The following is a 22,648-nucleotide window of genomic DNA, read 5'->3' on the forward strand; positions in this document are numbered from 1 at the left end:
GTCGCCGCCCTGGCGGCTCCGGCGCCGGCACACTGCTCTACCAGCGATAGTGCGCGAAGGCGCGGTTGGCCTCGGCCATCTTGTGGGTGTCTTCACGCCGCTTGACGGCGGCCCCGAGGCCATTGCTGGCATCCATGATCTCGTTGGCCAGACGCTCGACCATGGTCTTCTCGCGACGCTGCCGCGAGAAGCTGACCAGCCAGCGCAGCGCCAGCGTGGTCGACCGGTCCGGACGCACCTCGACGGGCACCTGGTAGGTGGCACCGCCGACGCGGCGGCTGCGCACCTCCAGCGCGGGCTTGACGTTGTCGAGCGCGCGCTTGAGGGTAATGACGGGATCGGTGCCGGTCTTGTCCCGGGCCTGCTCGAGCGCACCATAAACAATGCGTTCCGCAAGCGATTTCTTCCCCTGCAGCAGAACTTTGTTCACCAACTGGGTCACTAGCTGCGACCCGTAGACCGGGTCGTTGACCAGTGGACGCTTGGGCGCGGGTCCCTTGCGCGGCATCAGCTCTTCTCCTTCTTGGCGCCGTAGCGACTGCGAGCCTGCTTGCGGTTCTTCACACCCTGGGTGTCGAGCGAACCGCGGATGATCTTGTAGCGCACACCGGGGAGGTCCTTCACCCGGCCGCCACGCACCAGCACCATCGAGTGCTCCTGCAGATTGTGGCCCTCGCCCGGAATGTAGGCCGTGACCTCAACCTGACTCGTCAGCTTCACACGAGCGACCTTCCGAAGCGCCGAGTTCGGCTTCTTCGGAGTGGTGGTGTACACGCGGGTGCACACGCCACGGCGCTGCGGGCTGCCCTTCAGAGCCGCGGTCTTGACCTTGGCGACCTTGTCTCGGCGACCCTTACGGACCAGCTGATTAATGGTTGGCATCTACCGGCTTTCTGTGTTGCTGTTCTTCGTGCGGTGTTCAAAAAGTCTCTGGTACTGCAGTTATGGCCCCACCGCGGAATAACTTCATCACCCCGCGGCCGGGCGTGTCGCATGCGCTTGCCCGGAATACCTCATCCGTCGCATTGTGGACACGCGAATTGGCCCGGCATTTACGCCCGCTACTTCAGGCGCCGTTAGCCGCCAGGCACGAGGTCCCACAATACCCGCCTGGAGTCTGGCAGGTCAAAAGCGCCTGCCATCCGGTCACCCCGGGCGGTTTTCGGCGCCGCGCGAGCGTGAAGCTGGCTGCACAGTCGCGCCCGAACGTGCGGCCAGCTTCACGCTCGGGCTGCGTGCGAAGGCGTCAATTACTGCTGTCCAGCGCCTGCACGGTGCGCCGATCCATGCCGGCCGCCAGTCGCAGCACCATGTCGGTGAACACCGCGTCTGTGTCGATTTCGTCCATCACACCGGTCATTTCCAGCAGCACGAACCCGTGCATCGCCGACCAGAACTCGAGCGCCGCATAGAAGGCCTCCTCGCCCTGCAGGCCGTACGACGACAACACCGCGATGACAGGCGCGGCCGCCCCGCGGGTCACCGCCGTGTATTCGGGGTCGTCACCACCCAGCGGCATCCGGGTGAACGCGGAGTACCGCCCGGGGTGATGGTGTGCGTAGCTGCGGTAGGCGCCGGCCATGACCAGGACGGCGTCGTCGCGGGAACGACCCTCCCCCACCCGGTTGAGCATGGTGATGATGTCGTCGATGACCCGGATGCGCACCGCGCGGCGCAGGTCCTCGAGGCTGTCGACGTGGTTGTAGAGCGACGGCCCCTTGGTCCCCAACTGGGTCGCCAGGGCATTGATGGTCAGGGAGTCCCAGCCCTCCCGGTCCAGGAACGTCAAGGCACCGTCGACGATGCCCTCGCGGCTGAGTTTCGCCTGGCGGGCCCCCGACTTTGCGCCACGCGCACGGCCGCCACCCGACGGTGGCTCCGGCTGAGCTGCCATGGCGATTCACCCTTCGCGCGACGTGAGAGCTAACTAATGACTCTAGTTGACCGCACCGCGACCGCCGGGTGCGGCGCTCCGTGGTGCCGGCGGCCGCGGCTTTCCGGATAAATGCACACGGGGCTGTCGTCACGCAGTTAAATGCACGTAATCTCAATCGAGGTCTCGTCGAGCAGACGACCCGCCCAACGAAGGGGGCCCGCAGTGAAATGGACCACCGTGGGAACGCTGGCTGTCTGTGCCGCGTCCGTCGTTGCCATACCGGTCGCGCCGGCTCCGGCGGCGCACGCCAAGAACGGCGACACCCATATCACCGGGCAGGGCGTCGAGACGACGATCGACTGCGGCGACGCCACTCTCATCGTCAACGGGACCAACAACATCGTCACCGCTCTGGGAAGCTGCTGGGCGGTCACCATGATGGGGACGGGCAACACGGTCATCGCCGACACCGTCGTCAACGACATCACCGTCTACGGCTACGACGGGACGGTGTTCTACAAGAACGGCGATCCCGTCATCTGGGACCGCGGCCGCGAACTGGGGATGGTCAACCGAATCCAGCGAGTCGGGCCCTGAACCGGCAAGTGTGACAGTTCTGATCACCGGGAGGAATCGAGAAACCATGCGCGCCAACGGAACTGCCGAAACATTCAGACTGGCCGGAGTGGGCCTGGCAGCCGCGGCCGTCGCCGCCGCCGTCGGACTGGTGGGCTGCAGCTCGACCGCCGGGCCGCCGGCAGCCAGCAGCTCCTCGTCGACGAAGTCGTCGACCACGACCACCGGCGGCGAGTCCACGGAGACGACCAGCAGCACCGGCGCCCTCCCGACCGGCAGCACTTCGGTCCAGGTGGGCGACACCGTGGTCTACGCGTCGATGGGCCAGACGGCCACCATCGCCTGCGAAGAGGGCAAGTCACTGAATGTGACGGGGTCCGACAACACGCTGACCGTCAACGGCAACTGCGAGACGGTGAGCGTGGGCGGCACCAAGAACAAGATCACCCTGGACAAGGTCAACAAGCGCATCACGGTGCTGGGGATGGACAACACCATCACCTATAAAGACGGCGACCCGGAGATCAACAAGATCGGCCCCAACAACACGGTCACCAAGGGCTAACCGGCCGGGGCACCGTGCCGGCCGGCTCCGCCGGCGAACCGGCCCGCGCCCTCCAGCGCCTCGGCGGCCACCCGCGAGATGCTGGCGAACTCGAGGTCCATCGCCGCGGACTCGGGCAGGCCCCATTGGTGCAGCGCCGAGAGCCGGTCCGAGCGCAGACATTGCTGTGGCAGTGCGGCAAGCTCGGCCGCCAGTTCCTGGGCGGCCTGGCGCCCTTGGCCTTTCGGCACCACCCGGTTGGCCAGCCCGATCGCCAGCGCCTCGTCGGCCTTGACGCCGCGACCGGTGAGGATCATGTCCATCGCCCGGCTGTGCCCGATCAAACGCGGCAGCCGCACCGTCCCGCCGTCGATCAGCGGCACTCCCCAGCGCCGGCAGAAAACCCCGAAGACGGCGTCTTCCTCGGCGACTCGCAAATCGCACCACAAGGCGAGCTCCAGGCCGCCGGCCACCGCATAACCGTCGACCGCGGCGATCACCGGTTTGGAGAGCATCATGCGCGACGGCCCCATCGGGCCGGGCCCGGTGCGATGTACGGAGTTTGCCTGCGGTGTGCCGAATGCCTTCAAATCGGCTCCCGCACAGAAGGTTCCGCCTTCTCCGCACAACACCGCCACCGATGCGGCGTCGTCGCGGTCGAATCGTTCGAACGCGGTGTACAGCGCGGCCGCCGTCGGGCCGTTGACCGCGTTGCGCGCCTCAGGCCGGTTGATGCAGACCGTGGTCACCGGGCCGTCGTGTTCCACCCGCACCAAGTCACTCATGTCGCCTCCTGAAGTTGGGTCGTGTCACGAAGTTCCGCCAGTTCGGTGGCGAAGTCGTGGTAGGCCGCCCGCAGTTCGGCTCCGGGCCAGTGGGCGGGCAGCAGTTCGGCGGGCAGGATCGGGTCGCTGCCGAGGTGGCGCACGATGGCCGCGGCCGCCACGAAGCGCCCCGGCATGTCGGTCGACCGGGCGATCTCCCGCAGCAAGTCGCGGCCCACTTCGGCCCACTCCGTCAAATTCCACAGTTGTCCGGCGAGTGCGGCCGGCTGGTCGTCGCACGCCCGCAGCACCCGCACCCGGGACGCGACGTCGGGCGTCAGGTCGAGGTCGAGGTTGTCCGGACGCATCCAGACCCCTTCACGCAGCTCGCTGAACCGCTTGTCGTGCATGGTGTTCCGCAGCGCCGCGCGGGTTCGGGGATCGGTGCCGACGCTGGTGACGACGACGACGTGCCAGTGCCCGTGCCAGGCCCGGGTGCGCGGCCGCATCGCCTCGTCCTGCCGTCGCTGGCGGGCCAGCAGGCGGTCGGAGAGGCGATAACCGTCGGCGGACCGGATCAAATCACCGGCACTGACCATGCGGGTCAGCGCCACCCGTATCGTCGCTTCTTTGATACCGAAATCTGTTGTCAGACGCACTAATTCGCTGGCGGTGGCGCACGCGGGGTGCGCGCCCAGCAACACGCTGAGCACCACCGACCGGGCGGTCATCCGGGCCAGCGATTTGGGCATGCCTCAGACCTGCGACGCTCTGCGGCCGTAATCGCCGAACGGTTCGTCGCGGTGCTTGACCGCATCCCGGAAGCCGTGCTCGACCGCGTCGGCGACGAACGCGTGCCCTTCCGGGGTGTGCCGTGCCACCCCGTCGAACACCGTGCTGACCATGCGACTGGTCGCGACACCCTGCTGCAGCAACGGGGCATTGAGCGCGAGTTTGATCATGATCAACTGGTTGACCGGTAGCGCGGCGATCCTGGCCACCAACCGCTCCGTGCGTTCGTCGAGATCGGCCGGATCGGGCGCCTCCACCGCCAGGCCCCACTCCGCGGCCTGCGCGCCGGTGATGCAGTCACCGGTGAACAGCAGGCGCTTGGCGCGCTGGTCGCCCAGGCGGTGCGCCCACAGGCCCGCGGCGGGCACACCCCAGACCCGGGTCGGCGGGTAGCCGATCTTCGCGTCGGCGGCCGCGATCACCTGATCGGCGTGCAGTGCGATGTCGGTGCCGCCGGCCACGCAGTACCCGTGGATCTTCACCACCGTCGGCTTGTCGGCGTGCATCAGGCTGGAGAAGCCGCGCACGAACCGGCTCATCATCTGGTAGTCGATCATCGGGTCCCACGGCTGGTTCGGCAGGTGGTTGACCGCCTGGGTCTTTCCGTCCAGCACCGTGCCCCGGTATCCGCCTTCCTGACCGGAGGAACCCGTCCGGTCGGCGTAGGCCGAGAGATCGAAACCGGCACAGAACCCTTCGCCGCGACCGGAGACCAGGATGACGTGGACATTCGGGTCCAGGTCGGCGCGTTCCACCAGCGCCGAGAGTTCCAGCGGGGTGTCGGCGACGATCGCGTTGCCCTTCTCCGGCCGGTTGAAGGTGATGCGCGCAACCCGGTCGGTGACCTCGTAGGTCATCGTCTTGAGGTTGTTGACGTCGACCTGCCTGATCGAGTGGGTCATCCCTTGACCAGCGCGCGCTCGATGATCGGCGCCAGGTCAAGGCCGCTGGGCATGGTGCCGAACGCGCCACCCCACTGCCCGCCCAGCCGGGTGGCCAGGAAGGCTTCGGCGACCGCGGGGTGGCCGTGGCGCACCAGCAGCGAGCCCTGCAGCGCCAGGCAGATGTCCTCGGCCACCTTGCGGGCCCGGTATTGGATGGTGTCGAGATCGGCCAGCTGCTCGCGCAACCGCTCGACGTGGGCGTCCTGCCGGGCGTCCTGGCCCGCGGTCTGGGCCAGCTCGTCGAACAGGACCTCGACGGACTCGGGCCGAGTTGCCATGGCGCGCAACGTGTCCAGTGCGCTGACGTTGCCTGAGCCCTCCCAGATACCCATCAGCGGGGCTTCCCGGTAGAGCCGTGGCATGCCGGAGTCCTCGACATAACCGTTGCCGCCCAGGCACTCCAGCGATTCGGCCGCATGCGGAGTCGAGCGCTTGCACACCCAGTACTTACTGGCCGCCAGGCCGATGCGGCGCAACAGTGCCTCGCGCTCGTCACCCCGGACGGCCTTGTCGGTGGCTCCCGCCATTCGCATGGCGACCATGGTGGCCGCCTCGGCCTCCACAGCCAGGTCGGCCAGCACGTTGCGCATCAAAGGTTGGTCGATCAGGTAGGCGCCGAACGCCTTTCGGTGCTGGGCGTGGTAAGTCGCCCGGGTCAGCCCGGTGCGCATGCTGGTGGCGCTGCCGAGCGTGCAGTCCAGGCGCGTGAGGTTGACCATCTCGATGATGGTCGGGACACCACGGCCCTCCTCGCCGACCAGCCAGGCGGTGGCGTCGTCGTACTCGACTTCGCTGGACGCGTTGGCGTGGTTGCCGAGCTTGTCTTTGAGCCGTTGCAGGAACATCCGGTTGCGGGTTCCGTCCGGCAGGATGCGCGGCAGCATGAAGCAGGACAAGCCGCCCGGCGCCTGAGCGAGCACCAGGAAGATGTCGCACATCGGCGCCGAGGTGAACCACTTGTGGCCCCGCAGGCTGTAGGTGCCGTCCCCGTTGGGGGTTGCCTGGGTGGTGCCCGCCCGCACATCGGAGCCGCCCTGCTTCTCGGTCATCGACATGCCGGCGGTGATACCGGCTTTGGTGGCGGCGAGCTTGAGCTCCGGGTCGTATTCGCGGCTGGTGAGCAGCGGTTCGTACACCGCGGCCAGTTCGGGGTTGAAGCGCAGCGCCGGCACCACGGCGTAGGTCATCGAGATTGGGCAGATGTGGCCCGCTTCGACCGTCCAGACCGATGTCTTGGCGGCCCGCACCACGTGCGCGCCCGGCCGGTCGTCCGCCCACGGGGCGCCGTGCAGGCCGTGCGCGATCGCGGTGCGCATCAGCTCGTGGTAAGCCGGGTCGTACTCCACCTCGTCGACGCGGTGCCCCACCAGGTCATGGGTGTGCAGCACCGGCCGGTTGCGGTCGGCCAGCTCGCCCCAGCGTTGCGCCTCGCGGCTACCCGAGATGGCCCCCAGCTCGTTCACCTCGTCCAGACCCCACTGGCCGCCCTCGCGGATCAGCGCCTCGATGAGGACGGGAGAAGTGGCCGGGTTGTGATTCTCCAGCGCAGGAACCTGGTTGGTGACGACGTGCGTATCTGGCATGCTGCCAATGTTACATTTCTCCTACAACTGCACAAGAGGTGTAACGAACCGTTACGCACCCATGTGGTCGCGCAGAAAAGCGATGTCGTTTTTGCGGCCCTCGTCGGCGGTCTCGCAGATCACCGGCGCGTCGGCGGCTTTGACGACGGCCAGCAGCAACTCGGGATCGATCTGCCCGGTGCCGAAGTTGGCGTGCCGGTCGGCGCCGGAGCCGGCCGCATCCCGCGAGTCATTGCAGTGCACCAGGTCGATGCGGCCGGTCAGTGCCCTGATGCGATCGACGGCGTCGATCAGCGCCTCACCGGCCGCCCAGGCGTGGCAGGTGTCCAGGCAGAAGCCGATTCCCTTGTCGCCGATGTGATCCCACAGCCTGCCGATGGTGTCGAAGTAACGGGCCATCGCATGGTCGCCGCCGGCGGTGTTCTCCAGATAGATCTGCATGTCGGTTTCGAGATAATCCAGCGCCTTGACCCAGCGTTGGAAACCGGCCTCCATGTCGTCGTCGTCCGCATGACCGCCGTGCACGATCACGGCTGTGGCGTTGATCGCTGAGGCGGCGTCGCAGGTGTCCTGCAGGATCTTGCGCGACGGGATCCGGATCCGGTTGTTGGCGGAGGCGACATTGATCAGATACGGCGCGTGCACGTACAGCGGCATGGCGGCCGCTTTCAGCGTCTCGGCGTCATCGCGTGGTTTCGGTTTCTTCCAGCTCTGCGGATTGCCGAGGAAGAACTGCACCACGTCGGCACCGTCTGCGTCGGCGGCGGCAAGGGGATCGTCCTGGTGGACATGTGAACCGATGAGCACTTGTCCAGTCTAGTGAGGCCGTCGGACGCGGGCCGGAGCATAAGGTGTTGAGCGTGACGGACGAGGCAACGCTTGCGGCGGGACTTTCGGCGGGGCTTTCGGTGGGGAGGGGCATCTCCGACATCACCGGCGAGGCCGCCGAATGCGGCATGCTCGGCTACGGCAAGACCGAACAGCGCACGGCGGGCATCCACCTCCGACTGCGGTCGCGGGCGTTCATCTTCGCCGACGCGGTCGACGGCGCGCGGGTGCTGCTGGTGGTCGCCGACCTGCCGTTGCCGATGCAGAACGTGACCGACGAGGTGTTGCGCCGGTTGGCGGCGTCATACGGCGACAGCTACACCGCGCAGAACACCTTGATCACCACGACGCACACCCACTCCGGGCCCGGCGGCTACTGCGGACACCTGCTGTACAACCTGTCGACGAGCGGGTTCCGGCCGGCGACCTTCACCGCCATCGTGGACGGCATCGTCGAAGCGGTGCGCTTCGCCCACGACGATCTGGCGCCGGCGAAGGTCGCACTGTCACACGGTGAGTTACGTGGCGCGAGCATCAACCGGTCCCCCGCCGCCTTCGACCGCAACCCGGTGTCCGACCGCGAGTTCTTCCCCGACCGCATCGACCCGCACACCACGCTGGTGCGGATCGATCGTGGCGAAAAGACCGTCGGCGCAATCCATTTCTTCGCCACCCACGGCACCAGCATGACCAACCGCAATCTGCTGATCTCCGGAGACAACAAGGGCTTCGCCGCATATCACTGGGAGCGCACCCATTGCGGCGCCGACTACCTTGCCGGCCAACCGGACTTCGTCGCCGCGTTCGCCCAGACCAACCCGGGTGACATCAGTCCGCACGTCGACGGACCCGTCGAGTACGGCCCTTCCAGGGAAGAAGACGAACTGGCGAACACGCGACAGATCGGCATGTCCCAATTCGAGGATGCCGTGGGGCAACTCGACAAGGGGACGCCGATCGGCACCGGCGTCGACGCCAGACTCACCTACGTCGACCTCAGCGCCGTCGAGGTGCGCGGGCAATTCACCCCGGACGGTCAGCCGCGCCGCACCGGGCGGCCGATGATCGCCGCCGCGATGTTCGCCGGGACCGACGAGGGCGAGGGATTTCCGGGCTTCCAGCAGGGACAGGGGCGAAACCCATTTTGGGACAACCTTTCCCGCGGCATCTATCGGCTTGCCGGGAAGTTGCGGGCGGCGCAGCAGCCGAAGGGGATGGTGCTTCCGGCCCACTTGTTGAACCGGCTGCAGCCCTTCGTTCAAGAGGTCGTTCCGGTCCAGCTGTTGCGGATCGGGCGACTTTATCTGATCGGCATTCCAGGCGAGCCGACGATCGTCTCGGGTCTGCGGCTGCGCCGGACGGTGGCTTCGATCGTCGGCGCCGACCTCGATGATGTGCTCTGCGTGGGGTACAGCAACGCCTACATCCATTACGTGACCACGCCCGAGGAGTATCTGGAACAGCGCTACGAAGGCGGCAGCACGCTGTTCGGCCGATGGGAGTTGCCAGCGCTCATGCAGACCGTCGCCGGACTTGCCGAGGCCATGCGCGACGGCCGCCCGGTGACCCCCACGCAGCGACCGCGGCCCCACAGACCTCGCAGCTGGTTGCGCGCCGCACCTGCCGACACCGGTTCCTTCGGCTCACTTGTCGCCGAGCCGGGCGCGACGTACCGTCCGGGCGACTCGGTGGAAGCGGTGTTCGTCAGCGCATACCCCAACAACGACGTCCACCGAAACCGCACCTTTCTCGAAGTGGTCCACCTCGCCGGAGACGACTGGGTGCGCGTGGCCGACGACGGCGACTGGTCGACGACGTTCCGGTGGCAGCGTGACGGGCGCAGCGGCTCGCACGTGCGGATCCGGTGGGACATCCCGGTCGATGCGGCGCCGGGGCACTACCGCCTCGTCCATCACGGGATGGCCCGCGACCGCTACGGCAGGCTCGAGCCGTTCCAGGCGACGACGCACGAGTTCGCGGTGCGCTAGTTCTGGCGAGCAGACGCAAAAGCCCCCAACACGCCGGGCGTGCGGGGGCTTTTGCGTCTGCTCGCGCTGACCTACCGGTAGTCGCTGTATCCGTAGTCGTCCAGCGGAACCGCGGCACCGGTCGCCTGGCCGAAGTCCGGGCTGTAGTACTGATCCTCGTACGACGGGATCGTGTACGCGGCGGCCCGGGCCTCCTCGGTCGGCTGCACCTGGATGTTCCGGTACCGGTTGATACCGGTACCGGCCGGGATCAGCTTTCCGATGATCACGTTCTCCTTCAGACCGTTGAGCTTGTCGCTACGGCAGTTGATCGCCGCATCGGTCAGCACTCGCGTGGTCTCCTGGAACGACGCCGCACTCAGCCACGAGTCGGTGGCCAGCGACGCCTTCGTGATACCCATCAGCACCGGACGTCCGGCGGCGGGCTCGCCACCCTCGGCCACCACCCGGCGGTTCTCCGCCTCGAACTCGGCACGGTCGATCAGCGAACCGGGCAGGAACTCCGTCGAGCCCGAGTCGATGATGGTGACCCGGCGCAGCATCTGGCGCACGATCACCTCGATGTGCTTGTCGTGGATCGACACACCCTGCGCCCGGTAGACCTCCTGGACCTCGCGGACCAGGTGGATCTGCACCTCACGCGGGCCCTGCACACGCAGCACCTCGTGCGGGTCGGCGGAGCCTTCCATCAGCTGCTGGCCTACCTCGACGTGGTCGCCGTCGGCGAGCACCCGCTCGGAGCCGTCCTCGTGCTTGAACACCCGCAGGCGCTGACGCTTGGACAGCTTGTCGTAGACCACTTCCTCGCCACCGTCGTCGGGAACGACGGTGATCTTGTAGAAGCGCTCCCCGTCCTCCAGCCGCACCCGGCCGGTGACGTCGGCGATGGGCGCCTTGCCACGCGGGATCCGGGCCTCGAACAGCTCCTGGACACGCGGCAGACCGCCGGTGATGTCCTCACCCACACCACCCTGGTGGAAGGTACGCATGGTCAGCTGCGTGCCGGGCTCACCGATGGACTGGGCGGCCACGATGCCGACCGCCTCACCGATGTCGACCAGCTTGCCGGTGGCCATCGACCGTCCGTAGCAGGTGGCGCAGACGCCGGTGCCGGTGGTGCAGGTCAGCACCGAACGCACCTTGATCTGGGTGATGCCGGCCGCCAGCAGGGCCTCGATCGACGGGTCGCCGAGGTCCTCGCCGCGCGCGACGACGACATTACCCGCCTCGTCCACCGCGTCGGCGCCCAAAGTCCGTGCGTACGCCGAGGTTTCGATGTACGGGTCACGGATCAGGCTGCCGTCGGGCTGACGCTCGGCCAGTTCGACGACGATGCCGCGCTCGGTCTGGCAGTCGTGCTCGCGCACGATCACGTCCTGGCTGACGTCCACCAGACGACGGGTCAGGTAGCCCGAGTCGGCGGTACGCAATGCGGTGTCCGCCAGACCCTTTCGGGCCCCGTGGGTGTTGATGAAGTACTCCAGCACGGTCAGGCCCTCGCGGAACGACGACTTGATCGGACGCGGGATGAACTCACCCTTCGGGTTGGTCACCAAGCCCTTCATGCCGGCCAGCGTTCGGGTCTGGGTGAAGTTACCGGTGGCGCCCGACTCCACGATCGTGATGATCGGGTTGTCGCTCGGGTAGTGCTCCCGCAGCGCCTGACCGACCTCGTCGGTGGCTTCCTTCCAGATCTCGACCAGGGCCTCGTTGCGTTCGTCGTGGTTCAAAGCACCACGCTGGAACTGCTTCTCGACCTTCTCCGCGCGCTCTTCGTAGGCGTCCAGAATCTCCTTCTTGCGCGGCGGAACCAGCACGTCGGCCATCGAGACCGTGACACCGCTGCGGGTCGCCCAGTAGAAACCGGCGTCCTTGAGCTTGTCGACCGTCTGCGCGACCACGATCATCGGGTAGCGCTCGGCCAGGTCGTTGATGATCGCGGCCTGCACCTTCTTGTGCATCTGCTTGTTCACGAACGGGTAGCCCAGCGGCAGCAGCTCGTTGAACAGCACCCGGCCCAGGGTGGTCTCGGCAACCCAGGCATCGCCCGGCTGCCAGCCGTTGGCACCGAACAGCTCAGCCTCGAGCTCGGCCGGCGGACGCAACTGTGTCAGCCGCACCTTGATCTTCGCCCGCACCGACAGCACGCCGCGGTCGGCGGCCATGATCGCCTCGGCCGGCGAGGAGTAGACCCCGGTCTCCGACTGGTCGGTGGCCGCGGGCGCGAACTCGCCCTTGTCGCCAGCGACCTCGGTGGTCAGGTAGAAAAGCCCGGTCACCATGTCCAGTCGCGGCATGGCCAGCGGACGGCCGGAGGCCGGCGACAGGATGTTGTTCGACGACAGCATCAGGATGCGCGCCTCGGCCTGCGCCTCCGCGCTGAGCGGCAGGTGCACGGCCATCTGGTCACCGTCGAAGTCGGCGTTGAACGCCTCACAGACCAACGGGTGCAGCTGAATGGCCTTGCCTTCCACCAGCATCGGCTCGAAGGCCTGAATGCCCAACCGGTGCAGGGTAGGCGCCCGGTTCAGCAGCACCGGGTGCTCGGAGATAACCTCTTCGAGCACGTCCCACACCTGCGGACGCTGACGCTCCACCATGCGCTTGGCGCTCTTGATGTTCTGTGCGTGGTTGAGGTCCACCAGGCGCTTCATCACGAACGGCTTGAACAGCTCGAGTGCCATCAGCTTGGGCAGACCGCACTGGTGCAGCTTGAGCTGCGGGCCGACCACGATGACCGAACGGCCCGAGTAGTCGACGCGCTTGCCGAGCAGGTTCTGACGGAACCGGCCCTGCTTACCCTTGAGCAGGTCGGACAGCGACTTCAGCGGGCGGTTACCCGGTCCGGTGACCGGGCGGCCGCGGCGGCCGTTGTCGAACAGCGCGTCCACCGACTCCTGCAGCATGCGCTTCTCGTTGTTGACGATGATCTCGGGCGCACCGAGGTCGATCAGTCGCTTCAGCCGGTTGTTGCGGTTGATCACGCGGCGGTACAGGTCGTTCAGGTCGGAGGTGGCGAAGCGGCCACCGTCGAGCTGGACCATCGGGCGTAGTTCCGGCGGGATCACCGGGACGGCGTCCAGCACCATGCCCATCGGCGAGTTGCCCGACTGCTGGAAGGCGGCGACCACCTTGAGGCGCTTCAAAGCGCGAAGCTTCTTCTGCCCCTTGCCACTTCGGATGACCTCACGCAGGTTCTCGGCTTCGGCATCGATGTCGAAGTTCTCGATCAACTTCTGGATCGACTCCGCGCCCATGGCCCCGGTGAAGTACTCGCCGTAGCGGTCCTGCAGCTCGCGGTAGAGGTTCTCGTCCACAATCAGCTGCTTGGGAGCCAGCTTGGTGAATGTGCTCCAGATGTCCTCGAGCCGGTCCAGCTCGCGCTGCGCACGGTCGCGCAGCTGACGCATCTCGCGCTCGCCACCGTCGCGCACCTTGCGCTTGGCGTCGGCCTTGGCACCCTCGGCCTCCAGCTCGGCCAGGTCGGCTTCGAGCTTCTGGGCGCGGGCCTCCAGGTCGGCGTCACGCTGGTCCTCGACGGCCTTGCGCTCCACCACCATTTCGGCTTCGAGCGTCGAGAGCTCGTTGTGCCGCATCTCGTCGTCGACCGCGGTGATCACGTAGGCGGCGAAGTAGATGATCTTTTCCAGGTCCTTGGGAGCCAGGTCCAGCAGGTACCCCAGGCGCGACGGAACGCCCTTGAAGTACCAGATGTGCGTGACCGGGGCGGCCAGCTCGATGTGGCCCATCCGCTCACGGCGCACCTTCGCGCGAGTCACCTCGACGCCACAGCGCTCACAGATGATGCCCTTGAAGCGCACGCGCTTGTACTTGCCGCAGTAGCACTCCCAGTCGCGAGTCGGCCCGAAGATCTTCTCGCAGAACAGGCCGTCCTTCTCAGGCTTGAGCGTGCGGTAGTTGATGGTCTCCGGCTTCTTGACCTCGCCGTAGGACCACTGACGGATGTCCTCCGCCGTCGCCAGGCCGATTCGGAGTTCATCGAAGAAGTTGACGTCTAACACGTAACTCCCTTTCCCCTTGCGGGTTTAGTGACTGAAAAGCTGATTCAAGAAGATCAGGCAAGATCCTCGACAGACGCGGATTCGTTGCGCGACAAGTTGATTCCCAGGTTGGCCGCCGCCCGCTCGAGGTCTTCGTCCTCGCCCTCGCGCAGCTCGATGGCCGCACCGTCGGACGACAGCACCTCAACGTTGAGGCACAGCGACTGCAGCTCCTTGAGCAGCACCTTGAACGACTCCGGAATGCCCGGCTCGGGGATGTTCTCGCCCTTGACGATGGCCTCGTAGACCTTGACCCGGCCGACGGTGTCGTCGGACTTGATGGTCAGCAGCTCCTGCAGCGTGTATGCCGCGCCGTAGGCCTGCATCGCCCAGCACTCCATCTCACCGAACCGCTGGCCACCGAACTGCGCCTTACCGCCCAGCGGCTGCTGGGTGATCATCGAGTACGGACCCGTGGAACGGGCGTGGATCTTGTCGTCCACCAGGTGGTGCAGCTTCATGATGTACATGTAGCCAACCGTCACCGGGTACGGGAACGGTTCGCCGCTGCGACCGTCGAACAGCACGGCCTTGCCGTCGCCGTTGACCATCACGTCGCCGTCGCGGTTGGGCAGCGTGCAGGACAGCAGGCCCTGCAGCTCCTCTTCCTTGGCGCCGTCGAACACCGGGGTCGACACGATCTGGTTCGGCTGTGCATGCCGCAGGTCCTCCGGCAGGTTCGCCGCCCAGTCCGGGGCGCCTTCGATATTCCAGCCGGCCTTGGCCACCCACCCGAGGTGGGTCTCCAGGATCTGGCCGATGTTCATCCGTCGCGGCACACCGTGGGTGTTCAGGATGATGTCCACCGGGGTGCCGTCCGGCATGAACGGCATGTCCTCCACCGGCAGGATCTTGCCGATGACGCCCTTGTTGCCGTGCCGTCCGGCCAGCTTGTCGCCGTCGGAGATCTTGCGCTTCTGGGCGACGTAGACCCGGACCAGCTCATTGACGCCGGCAGGCAGTTCGTCGTCGTCCTCGCGGGAGAACACCCGGATGCCAATGACCTTGCCGGACTCACCGTGCGGCACCTTCAGTGAGGTGTCGCGGACCTCGCGGGCCTTCTCACCGAAGATGGCGCGCAGCAGCCGCTCCTCCGGGGTCAGCTCGGTCTCACCCTTGGGAGTGACCTTGCCGACCAGGATGTCGCCGTCGCGGACCTCGGCGCCGATGCGCACGATGCCGCGCTCGTCCAGGTCCGCCAGCACCTCGTCGGAGACGTTCGGGATGTCCCGGGTGATCTCCTCGGCGCCCAGCTTGGTGTCGCGGGCGTCGATTTCGTGCTCCTCGATGTGGATCGAGGTCAGCACGTCCTCTTCGACGAGGCGGTTGGACAGGATGATGGCGTCCTCGTAGTTGTGACCCTCCCACGGCATGACCGCCACCAGCAGGTTCTTGCCCAGGGCCATCTCACCGTTCTCGGTGCAGGGCCCGTCGGCGATCACCTGGCCGGCTTCCACCCGGTCGCCGGCGTCCACAATCGGCGACTGGTTGGCGCAGGTGCCGTGGTTGGAACGGGCGAACTTGCGCATCCGGTAGGTGCGCCGGGTGCCCACGTCGTGCATGACGGTGATGTAGTCCGCCGACACCTCCTCGATGACGCCGGCCTCTTCGGCCACGACGACGTCGCCGGCGTCGATCGCCGCACGCAGCTCCATGCCGGTACCCACCAGCGGCGCCTCGCTACGCACCAGCGGAACCGCCTGGCGCTGCATGTTGGCGCCCATCAGGGCACGGTTGGCGTCGTCGTGCTCGAGGAACGGGATCATCGCGGTGGCCACCGACACCATCTGGCGCGGCGAGACGTCCATGTAGTCCACCTCGGACGAGGGCACGTACTCCACCTCGCCCGCCTTGCGGCGGACCAGAACGCGCGGCTCGACAAACCGGCCGCTCTCGTCGATCGGCGAGTTGGCCTGCGCCACCACGTGGCGGTCCTCCTCGTCGGCGGTCAGGTAGTGGATCTCATCGGAAACAACACCGCTGACGACTCGCCTGTACGGCGTCTCGATGAAGCCGAACGGGTTGACCCGCGCATACACCGACAGCGAGCCGATCAGGCCGATGTTCGGACCTTCCGGGGTCTCGATCGGGCACATGCGGCCGTAGTGCGACGGGTGGACGTCACGGACCTCCAGACCGGCGCGCTCACGGGACAGACCACCCGGCCCCAGCGCCGACAGACGACGCTTGTGGGTCAGACCCGACAGCGGGTTGTTCTGGTCCATGAACTGCGAGAGCTGGCTGGTGCCGAAGAACTCCTTGATCGCGGCGACGACCGGCCGGATGTTGATCAGGGTCTGCGGCGTGATCGCCTCGACGTCCTGAGTGGTCATCCGCTCGCGGACGACGCGCTCCATGCGGGACATGCCGACCCGGATCTGGTTCTGGATCAGCTCGCCGACGGTGCGCAGCCGGCGGTTGCCGAAGTGGTCGATGTCGTCGGTCTCCACCGGAACCTCGGTGCCGCCCGGAACGGTCATCGTGTGCTGACCCTCGTGCAGACGGACCAGGTACTCGATGGTGGCGACGACGTCTTCTTCGGTCAGCGTGGAGCTGGTGATCGGATCGCCGACGTGCAGGCCGAGCTTCTTGTTGACCTTGTAGCGGCCGACACGGGCCAGGTCGTAGCGCTTCTCCTTGAAGAACAGGTTCTCCAACAGGGTCTGCGCGGACTCCTTGGTGGGCGGTTCGCCCGGCCGCAGCTTGCGGTAGATGTCCAGCAGCGCCTCGTCGGTGCCCGCGGTGTTGTCCTTCTCCAGCGTCCCCATCATGATCTCGGAGAAGCCGAACCGCTCGTGGATCTGCTCGTTGGTCCAGCCGAGGGCCTTGAGCAGCACGGTGACGGGCTGGCGGCGCTTGCGGTCGATACGCACACCGACGGTGTCGCGCTTGTCGACATCGAACTCCAGCCAGGCGCCACGACTGGGGATCACCTTGACGCTGTGCAGCATCTTCTCGGTGGACTTGTCGATGGTCTCGTCGAAGTACACACCGGGCGAACGGACCAGCTGGCTGACCACGACACGCTCGGTGCCGTTGATGATGAACGTGCCCTTCTCGGTCATCATCGGGAAGTCACCCATGAACACCGTCTGGCTCTTGATCTCGCCGGTGTTGTTGTTGATGAACTCGGCCGTGACGAACAGCGGAGCCGCGTACGTCATGTCCTTGTCTTTGCACTCGTCGACGGGAGCCTTGACCTCGTCGAAGCGCGGGTCGGAGAACGACAGCGACATCGAGCCGGAGAAGTCCTCGATCGGTGAGAGCTCGTCGAGCACCTCTTCGAGGCCGCCCTTGGGGCTGACCTCGCCGCGCTCCAGCGCGCGCTCCCGCCAACCCTGCGAGCCGATCAGCCACTCGAAAGAGTCGGTCTGAACGTCAAGCAGCCCCGGAACCTCGAGAGGTTCACGGAGCTTGGCGAAAGAAACGCGGTTCGGCGCCCCAGGTACGGAGTTGTTTGAGCTCTGGCGGAAATCAGCCAAGATGCATCCTTCCAGCACCTCGTGCGACTAACGAGAACTCGAAGTGAAAGCCGGTGCGACCCGGTGCCCACCAAAGCCTGTTCGCCGCAGATAATTGTGTCGGTTCGGCTGGCGGACGAACTGTCCGGATCTCACGCACGCAGCTGAAGCTGAGCCACGGGTTGGGGCTCAGGCTAAGACCACAGTGTCTTTAGCGGCCAAGAGGCGATTGTGAGGTGGGCAGGAAGTAGCCAGCGCAACGTCCAACAATAGCGCAGACGCGCGCATTCCTCAAATACCCACGACAACTAGCAGTCATACGCCGTCCTTGGACTTATGACGACCGATGGCGCTGGCTGGCGACCTCGAGTTGCCCGTGGACAGATACGACACATGCTGCCCAACAGATTGACCCGTTTAGGCGTCGTCGTCAAGGGCTGCACGCGGCAAGTTGTGGGAAGTTGTGGTTAATTCCGCGGCGGCCGCCCACCAGGTGAACAGCGCGGGGCAGCAGCGTGCGGCAACTTACCGAACCGCCGGATGGCGTCAAAAATCGCGGCGAGGCAATGAGTCAGGGCAGCCGGTCCCCGGGCGCTTGGAGCGCCCGGGATCAGTACTCGTGCGACTGGTACTTGTGGGTGCCCTCGAGGTCGTCGAGGATGGCCGCCTGCGCGTCCTTGGGCAGCGTGTGCAGCATCGCGCGCACGCGGGCCTGGCGGCGGGCGACGGCTTTGCGCTCCGGCATGCCGGGCGAGGCCACGATCTGCGGCGGCACGCCCTCGATCTCCTCCACCCCGCCGGCGTGCTGACCGGCGTCCAGGGCGGCCTGCTCCTCGGCCATGGTGGCCTCGTCCTTCTCCTCGGACATGCCGATCGGGCCGATGCGGCGGCCGTTGAGGAACTGCCGAACCACCGGCTCGTCGCTGGTCAGCAACACTTCGCGGGGGCCGAACATGACCAGGTGCTTGCGGAAGAGCATGCCCATGTTGTCCGGCACGGTACGGGCGATGTTGATGTTGTGCGTCACGATGAGGATCGTCGCGTCGATCTGGGCGTTGATGTCCATGATCAGCTGGCTGAGGTATGCCGTACGGACCGGGTCCAGACCGGAGTCCGGCTCGTCGCAGAGAATGATCTGCGGGTCCAGCACCAGGGCCCGGGCCAGGCCGGCACGCTTGCGCATACCACCGGAGATCTCACCGGGGAACTTCTTCTCGTCGCCACCGAGACCGACCATCGTCAGTTTCTCCATGACGATGTCGCGGATCTCTTTTTCCTTCTTCTTCGTGTGCTCGCGCAGGGGGAACGCGGTGTTGTCGTACAGGTTCATCGAACCGAACAGCGCGCCGTCCTGGAACAGCACGCCGAACAGGGTGCGGATCTCGTACAGCTCTTTGGCCGAGCACTCGATGATGTCGGTGCCGTCGATGATGATCGAGCCCCGCTCCGGCCGCAGCAGACCGATCAGGGACTTCAGGAACACGGACTTGCCGGTACCCGACGGGCCCAGGAGAACGCTGACCTCCCCGGAGGGGATCTCGAGCGTGACGTCTTCCCAGATCCTCGAGGATCCGAAGGACTTCGTGAGTCCGTTGACCTCGATGCTGACGCCCATGGGAAATCCTTCCGTCAACGCGCAAATTCGCCACCAGGCCCCGTGTGGCTTGAGTCACTGTAGCGCACGCCTGGTACGGGATATCAGGGTTGCAAAGATAACAATCTGCCGGGCGTGCTGATCAGCCGCGTCAGCCGGCCGGAGCCCAATTGCCGTGGAATCCCATCGGCACCCGCTGAGGCAGGTGGACGGTGGCCACCGACTCCAAGGTCTGGGCATCCACCAGCAGCAGTTGGCCCTCGTCGCGGCCGCGGTGATAGCCGTACCCCATCAGGACGCCTTGGTCTTCTGCAGGGTCGTTCCCGCTGCTTGCGGGGTTGGGCACGAATGACATCTCGCCGATCACAAGTTCGGGGTCCAGCCGGGCCACCTCACTGGATCCGGTGGCGTAGTCGTGCTTGTAGAGGGCGGTCACCATCGGCGTTCCCTGCTCCTGGGCGAGATAGCCGTCGTCGACACCGACGGCGTAGCCGAACCGGTGCCTGGCGCCCGTCAGCGTCTCGTTGATGCGGGGGAACTCCTGGGGCCGGTCGTCACGACGGTCGGTGGACACCGAACCGGTGGCCAGGTTGATCGTCCAGCGCTCCAGCATGGGCTGGGTGTCCCCGGGACCGCGGCGGTCGCGATCGAACATGCGCGCGTAACTCACCACGTCGAGGACCAGGAATTCGGTGCCGTTCCGGATTTCGGAGTAGGCGTTGAGCGGGTGGTAGACGTAGCAGGGTTCGATGTCGAACCACCGCACGTCGCGGTCGGAACCTTCCCGGGGCATCACGCCGATGCGCGCGGGATACGACGGGTTCCAGGCATACGGCATGCGGTCGGTGGGCTTCGGGTTGCTGTTCAGCCGGGCGGCGATCGGACTGGGCACCCGCACCCTCCCCACCAGCGACTGCATCACCAGTTGGGCCGGCAGACCCAGCCAGCGCGGAATCTTGACCGGCAGCACCTGACCAGGGTCGAACGTGACCGGCAGGTCGTAGATGACCACGTATTTGTCGGTGAGGGAGAAGTCATGCATCATCGGCGATCCACCGACCCGGATGTCGACGGTGCGGCGGGCCCGGCCCTGGGTGTCGATCACCGAGTACTGAACTGTTCGCCCGCGGGCGAAGGAGTAGGAGACGGCGTGCAGTTCGCCGGTGTGCGGGTCGCGGTGCGGGTGGGCGGTGTAGCCGCCGTACAGCGTCCCGTCGAAATCGCACGTCCCGACGGTGTCGAGCTCCTCGGTGAGCTCGTAGTTGGCCACCCCGCCCTCCACCAGCGCCAGGGTGCGGCCGGCGTGGGCCAGCACGCTGGTGTTGGCGCCCAGGGCCAGCAGCCCAGCGCGCGGGTCCAGCCGCGACGGGGCGGGCTCGCCGAGCTTGGCCGCGACCGATGCGCTGCGCACCCAGCGGTTGCGGTACCAGCGCGCATGCCCGTCCTGCAGCGACACACCGTGGACCATGCCGTCGCCACTGAACCAGTGATAGGTGGCCGGGTTCACCTCCGCGGCGGGATTGGGCCCGTTGCGCAGGTAGCGGCCGTCCAGGTGCTCGGGGATCTGCCCGGTGACCCGCAGATCGGTGGCGGTGACTTCGGATTTCACCGGTGCCAGGAAGTCCTCGAGGTAGGGGTTCCGGATCTCGGCCGTCTGCGTCACCGTCATGTCTGAGCTCCTATAACATTGTTATTTCAGCGTTATTGCGACCGTACGCTTCGGACCGGGAGATGGCAATATTGTTTGGCGAGATGACACCCGACCCGACCCCGCGCAGCGTCCGCGACGACTTGCTGCACGCCGCCGTGGGACTGCTCAACGACCACGGACCCGATGCCCTGCAGACCCGCAAGGTGGCCGGGGCCGCGGGAACGTCGACGATGGCCGTCTACACCCACTTCGGCGGCATGCGTGAACTCATCGCCGCGGTCGCGGAGGAAGGTCTGCGGCAGTTCGGCGCGGCACTGACGGTGCCGGAGTCCGACGACCCGGTGGCCGACCTGATGGCCGTCGGCGCCGCCTATCGGCGTTACGCAATCGAACGGCCGCACATGTACCGGTTGATGTTCGGCAGCACCAGCGCGCACGGCATCAACGCCCCGGCCGGCAACGTCCTGACCCTCACCCTTGACGAGATCGAGCAGCAGGATTCCAGCTTTGCGCATGTCGTGCATGCCGTACACCGGTCGATGCTGGCCGGCCGGATCACCGCAGCTACCGCCGAAGACGACACCGCGGTGGTGGCCACTGCCGCCCAGTTCTGGGCGTTGATCCACGGTTTCGTGATGCTGGAGCTGGCCGGGTTCTACGGCGAAGACGGCTCGGCCGTGCTACCGGTGCTCGCCGGAATGACGACGAACCTGCTTGTCGCGCTGGGCGATTCACCCGATCTGATCAAGCGGTCGCAGCTGGCCCTACTGGCTGAGCAGACGCAAAAGCCCCCTGAACCGTGAGGAAAAGGGGGCTTCTGCTGGGGGTACCTCCCGCTTGCGGGGGACTGCTCGGCAGAACTACTTGACGGTGACGCTGGCGCCGGCGGCCTCGAGCTTGCCCTTGGCCTCGTCGGCGGCTTCCTTGGAGACCTTCTCGAGCAGCGGCTTGGGGGCGCTGTCGACCAGGTCCTTGGCCTCCTTGAGGCCCAGGCCGGAGACGATCTCGCGCACTACCTTGATGACGCCGATCTTCTTCTCACCGGCGCCCTCGAGGATCACGTCGAACTCCGACTGCTCCTCGGCGGCCTCCGCCGGAGCGCCGCCACCGCCACCGCCGGCCGCGGCGACGGCGACCGGAGCGGCCGCGGTGACCTCGAAGGTCTCCTCGAACTTCTTGACGAAGTCCGACAGCTCCAACAGGGTCATTTCCTTGAAAGCGTCGAGCAGGTCGTCGCTGGAGATCTTTGCCATGGTGTTTTCCTCCTGAGTTTCTTGAATTTCTCGGGTTTGTGGGGTTATTCGGCGGCTTCGGGGGTGGCCTCAGCGGCCTCGGCGGCGGGCTCCGGTGAAGCGGCAGGGGCTTCGGTGCCCTTCTTTTCCTGGAGGGCGGCCAGCAGGCGGGCCATCTGCGACGCGGGTGCGTTGAACAGCCCGGCAGCCTTGGCGAGGTTGCCCTTCATTGCGCCGGCCAGCTTGGCCAGCAGCACCTCGCGCGACTCCAGGTCTGCGATGCGCTCGACCTCAGCGACGGTCAGCGCGTGGCCGTCCATGTAACCGCCCTTGATGACCAGCGCCTTGTGCTCTTTGGCGAAGGTCTTCAGGGCCTTGGCCGCGTCGACCGGCTCACCGGTGACGAACGCGATCGCGGTCGGGCCGGCGAACAGTTCGTCGAGGCCCTCGATGCCGGCCTCGGACGCCGCCCGCTTGATCAGGGTGTTCTTGGCCACCGCATAGGTGGTCGACTCCCCCAACGACCGGCGCAGTTCGGCCAGGTTGGCCACGGACAGACCGCGGTACTCGGTGATGACCGTGGCAGTCGAAGCCTTGAAGTGCTCGGTGATGTCTGCGACGGCAGTGGCCTTGTCAGCCCTGGCCATGCATACCTCCTACAAGTGTGGTGGCCACCGGAGGAACGACGAACGCCCCGGCGCAGGATGCGGCCGGGGCGTGGAATGCGCCGGCGCTCGCGCCGGCTGGGTTGCCT

18 protein-coding genes are annotated in these 22,648 nt (G+C 66.5%); 4 read left to right on the top strand and 14 right to left on the bottom strand.

The genetic code is table 11. From position 1 onward, the window contains the following. Positions 1 to 37 precede the first annotated feature (37 nt). The 3 genes from rpsG to ACNQS7_RS14780 all read right to left on the bottom strand — a co-directional run bounded on the left by rpsG (position 38) and on the right by ACNQS7_RS14780 (position 1,894). On the bottom strand, positions 38 to 508 hold the full coding sequence (rpsG, locus tag ACNQS7_RS14770) for a 30S ribosomal protein S7 (protein ID WP_065046088.1): 471 nt from the start codon (positions 506 to 508) through the stop codon (positions 38 to 40). Further along, positions 508 to 882, bottom strand: a complete 375-nt coding sequence (gene rpsL, locus ACNQS7_RS14775) for a 30S ribosomal protein S12 (RefSeq protein ID WP_055578870.1) — start codon at positions 880 to 882, stop codon at positions 508 to 510. Before rpsL ends, rpsG begins: the two co-directional genes overlap by 1 nt. Before the next feature lie 364 nt (positions 883 to 1,246). Next, a complete protein-coding gene (locus ACNQS7_RS14780; RefSeq protein WP_055578869.1) occupies positions 1,247 to 1,894 on the bottom strand; it encodes a TetR/AcrR family transcriptional regulator in 648 nt (215 codons plus the stop codon). 204 nt (positions 1,895 to 2,098) lie between these two features. Between ACNQS7_RS14780 and ACNQS7_RS14785 the strand changes: the two genes are divergently transcribed. Then, positions 2,099 to 2,473, top strand: coding sequence for a DUF3060 domain-containing protein (locus ACNQS7_RS14785; protein WP_310781806.1), 375 nt, complete (start codon positions 2,099 to 2,101; stop codon positions 2,471 to 2,473). A 46-nt stretch (positions 2,474 to 2,519) separates the two neighbouring features. After that, positions 2,520 to 3,017 carry a DUF3060 domain-containing protein gene (locus ACNQS7_RS14790; RefSeq protein WP_418013105.1) on the top strand — a complete coding sequence of 166 codons (498 nt, stop codon included), beginning with the start codon at positions 2,520 to 2,522 and terminating at the stop codon, positions 3,015 to 3,017. On the opposite strand, the gene ACNQS7_RS14795 is transcribed toward ACNQS7_RS14790, so the two are convergent. From ACNQS7_RS14795 to ACNQS7_RS14815, 5 genes are read right to left on the bottom strand one after another with little or no spacing between them, the layout of a single operon-like run. Beyond that, entirely contained in the window at positions 3,014 to 3,781 is a 768-nt protein-coding gene (locus ACNQS7_RS14795; RefSeq protein ID WP_418013106.1) for a crotonase/enoyl-CoA hydratase family protein, read from the bottom strand. The two genes, ACNQS7_RS14790 and ACNQS7_RS14795, sit on opposite strands and share 4 nt — an antisense overlap. After that, positions 3,778 to 4,500, bottom strand: coding sequence for a PaaX family transcriptional regulator C-terminal domain-containing protein (locus ACNQS7_RS14800; protein WP_418015999.1), 723 nt, complete (start codon positions 4,498 to 4,500; stop codon positions 3,778 to 3,780). The genes ACNQS7_RS14795 and ACNQS7_RS14800 overlap by 4 nt, the downstream gene beginning before the upstream one ends. A gap of 15 nt (positions 4,501 to 4,515) precedes the next feature. Next, entirely contained in the window at positions 4,516 to 5,454 is a 939-nt protein-coding gene (locus ACNQS7_RS14805) for a crotonase/enoyl-CoA hydratase family protein (protein ID WP_418013107.1), read from the bottom strand. Further along, positions 5,451 to 7,079 carry an acyl-CoA dehydrogenase family protein gene (locus ACNQS7_RS14810; RefSeq protein WP_418013108.1) on the bottom strand — a complete coding sequence of 543 codons (1,629 nt, stop codon included), beginning with the start codon at positions 7,077 to 7,079 and terminating at the stop codon, positions 5,451 to 5,453. Before ACNQS7_RS14810 ends, ACNQS7_RS14805 begins: the two co-directional genes overlap by 4 nt. A gap of 51 nt (positions 7,080 to 7,130) precedes the next feature. Then, the gene (locus tag ACNQS7_RS14815) at positions 7,131 to 7,886 is read right to left on the bottom strand and encodes a deoxyribonuclease IV (protein ID WP_418013110.1); all 756 of its coding nucleotides are present in this window, start codon (positions 7,884 to 7,886) and stop codon (positions 7,131 to 7,133) included. Between the two features lie 53 nt (positions 7,887 to 7,939). Here ACNQS7_RS14815 and ACNQS7_RS14820 point away from each other — a divergent pair, with 53 nt between their 5' ends. Next, complete coding sequence (locus ACNQS7_RS14820; RefSeq protein ID WP_418013111.1) at positions 7,940 to 9,895, top strand: neutral ceramidase; 1,956 nt, start codon at positions 7,940 to 7,942, stop codon at positions 9,893 to 9,895. Between the two features lie 71 nt (positions 9,896 to 9,966). Here the strand turns inward: ACNQS7_RS14820 and ACNQS7_RS14825 are convergent, their stop codons facing one another. The 4 genes from ACNQS7_RS14825 to ACNQS7_RS14840 all read right to left on the bottom strand — a co-directional run bounded on the left by ACNQS7_RS14825 (position 9,967) and on the right by ACNQS7_RS14840 (position 20,680). After that, positions 9,967 to 13,917 carry a DNA-directed RNA polymerase subunit beta' gene (locus ACNQS7_RS14825; protein ID WP_418013112.1) on the bottom strand — a complete coding sequence of 1,317 codons (3,951 nt, stop codon included), beginning with the start codon at positions 13,915 to 13,917 and terminating at the stop codon, positions 9,967 to 9,969. Between the two features lie 53 nt (positions 13,918 to 13,970). Then, positions 13,971 to 17,456 (bottom strand): DNA-directed RNA polymerase subunit beta, encoded by a 3,486-nt coding sequence (locus ACNQS7_RS14830; protein ID WP_418013113.1) that lies wholly within the window; start codon positions 17,454 to 17,456, stop codon positions 13,971 to 13,973. A 571-nt stretch (positions 17,457 to 18,027) separates the two neighbouring features. Continuing rightward, positions 18,028 to 19,032: an ABC transporter ATP-binding protein gene (locus ACNQS7_RS14835; protein WP_055578859.1), complete on the bottom strand. Its 1,005-nt coding sequence runs from the start codon at positions 19,030 to 19,032 to the stop codon at positions 18,028 to 18,030. Positions 19,033 to 19,162: 130 nt separating this feature from the next. Continuing rightward, entirely contained in the window at positions 19,163 to 20,680 is a 1,518-nt protein-coding gene (locus ACNQS7_RS14840) for a carotenoid oxygenase family protein (RefSeq protein ID WP_418013114.1), read from the bottom strand. A gap of 83 nt (positions 20,681 to 20,763) precedes the next feature. On the opposite strand from ACNQS7_RS14840, the gene ACNQS7_RS14845 reads away from it, so the two are divergent. After that, a complete protein-coding gene (locus ACNQS7_RS14845; RefSeq protein WP_418013115.1) occupies positions 20,764 to 21,465 on the top strand; it encodes a TetR/AcrR family transcriptional regulator in 702 nt (233 codons plus the stop codon). Between the two features lie 57 nt (positions 21,466 to 21,522). Here ACNQS7_RS14845 and rplL read toward each other — a convergent pair whose 3' ends face one another. Next, the gene (rplL, locus tag ACNQS7_RS14850; RefSeq protein ID WP_055578857.1) at positions 21,523 to 21,915 is read right to left on the bottom strand and encodes a 50S ribosomal protein L7/L12; all 393 of its coding nucleotides are present in this window, start codon (positions 21,913 to 21,915) and stop codon (positions 21,523 to 21,525) included. Between the two features lie 44 nt (positions 21,916 to 21,959). Further along, positions 21,960 to 22,541, bottom strand: a complete 582-nt coding sequence (gene rplJ / locus ACNQS7_RS14855; protein ID WP_055578856.1) for a 50S ribosomal protein L10 — start codon at positions 22,539 to 22,541, stop codon at positions 21,960 to 21,962. Positions 22,542 to 22,648 lie beyond the last annotated feature (107 nt).

The organism is Mycobacterium sp. 23 (assembly GCF_048287075.1).
Taxonomy (GTDB): domain Bacteria; phylum Actinomycetota; class Actinomycetes; order Mycobacteriales; family Mycobacteriaceae; genus Mycobacterium; species Mycobacterium gordonae_B.

What these genes read in the sequence shown, in the direction of transcription:
- ACNQS7_RS14835 (WP_055578859.1), bottom strand. Translation starts at nt 19,032, where the DNA reads ATGGGCGTCAGCATCGAGGTCAACGGACTCACGAAGTCCTTCGGATCC.
- rpsG (WP_065046088.1), bottom strand. Translation starts at nt 508, where the DNA reads ATGCCGCGCAAGGGACCCGCGCCCAAGCGTCCACTGGTCAACGACCCG.
- ACNQS7_RS14845 (WP_418013115.1), top strand. Translation starts at nt 20,764, where the DNA reads ATGACACCCGACCCGACCCCGCGCAGCGTCCGCGACGACTTGCTGCAC.
- rpsL (WP_055578870.1), bottom strand. Translation starts at nt 882, where the DNA reads ATGCCAACCATTAATCAGCTGGTCCGTAAGGGTCGCCGAGACAAGGTC.
- ACNQS7_RS14810 (WP_418013108.1), bottom strand. Translation starts at nt 7,079, where the DNA reads ATGCCAGATACGCACGTCGTCACCAACCAGGTTCCTGCGCTGGAGAAT.
- ACNQS7_RS14790 (WP_418013105.1), top strand. Translation starts at nt 2,520, where the DNA reads ATGCGCGCCAACGGAACTGCCGAAACATTCAGACTGGCCGGAGTGGGC.
- ACNQS7_RS14795 (WP_418013106.1), bottom strand. Translation starts at nt 3,781, where the DNA reads ATGAGTGACTTGGTGCGGGTGGAACACGACGGCCCGGTGACCACGGTC.
- ACNQS7_RS14840 (WP_418013114.1), bottom strand. Translation starts at nt 20,680, where the DNA reads ATGACGGTGACGCAGACGGCCGAGATCCGGAACCCCTACCTCGAGGAC.
- ACNQS7_RS14780 (WP_055578869.1), bottom strand. Translation starts at nt 1,894, where the DNA reads ATGGCAGCTCAGCCGGAGCCACCGTCGGGTGGCGGCCGTGCGCGTGGC.
- rplJ (WP_055578856.1), bottom strand. Translation starts at nt 22,541, where the DNA reads ATGGCCAGGGCTGACAAGGCCACTGCCGTCGCAGACATCACCGAGCAC.
- rplL (WP_055578857.1), bottom strand. Translation starts at nt 21,915, where the DNA reads ATGGCAAAGATCTCCAGCGACGACCTGCTCGACGCTTTCAAGGAAATG.
- ACNQS7_RS14805 (WP_418013107.1), bottom strand. Translation starts at nt 5,454, where the DNA reads ATGACCCACTCGATCAGGCAGGTCGACGTCAACAACCTCAAGACGATG.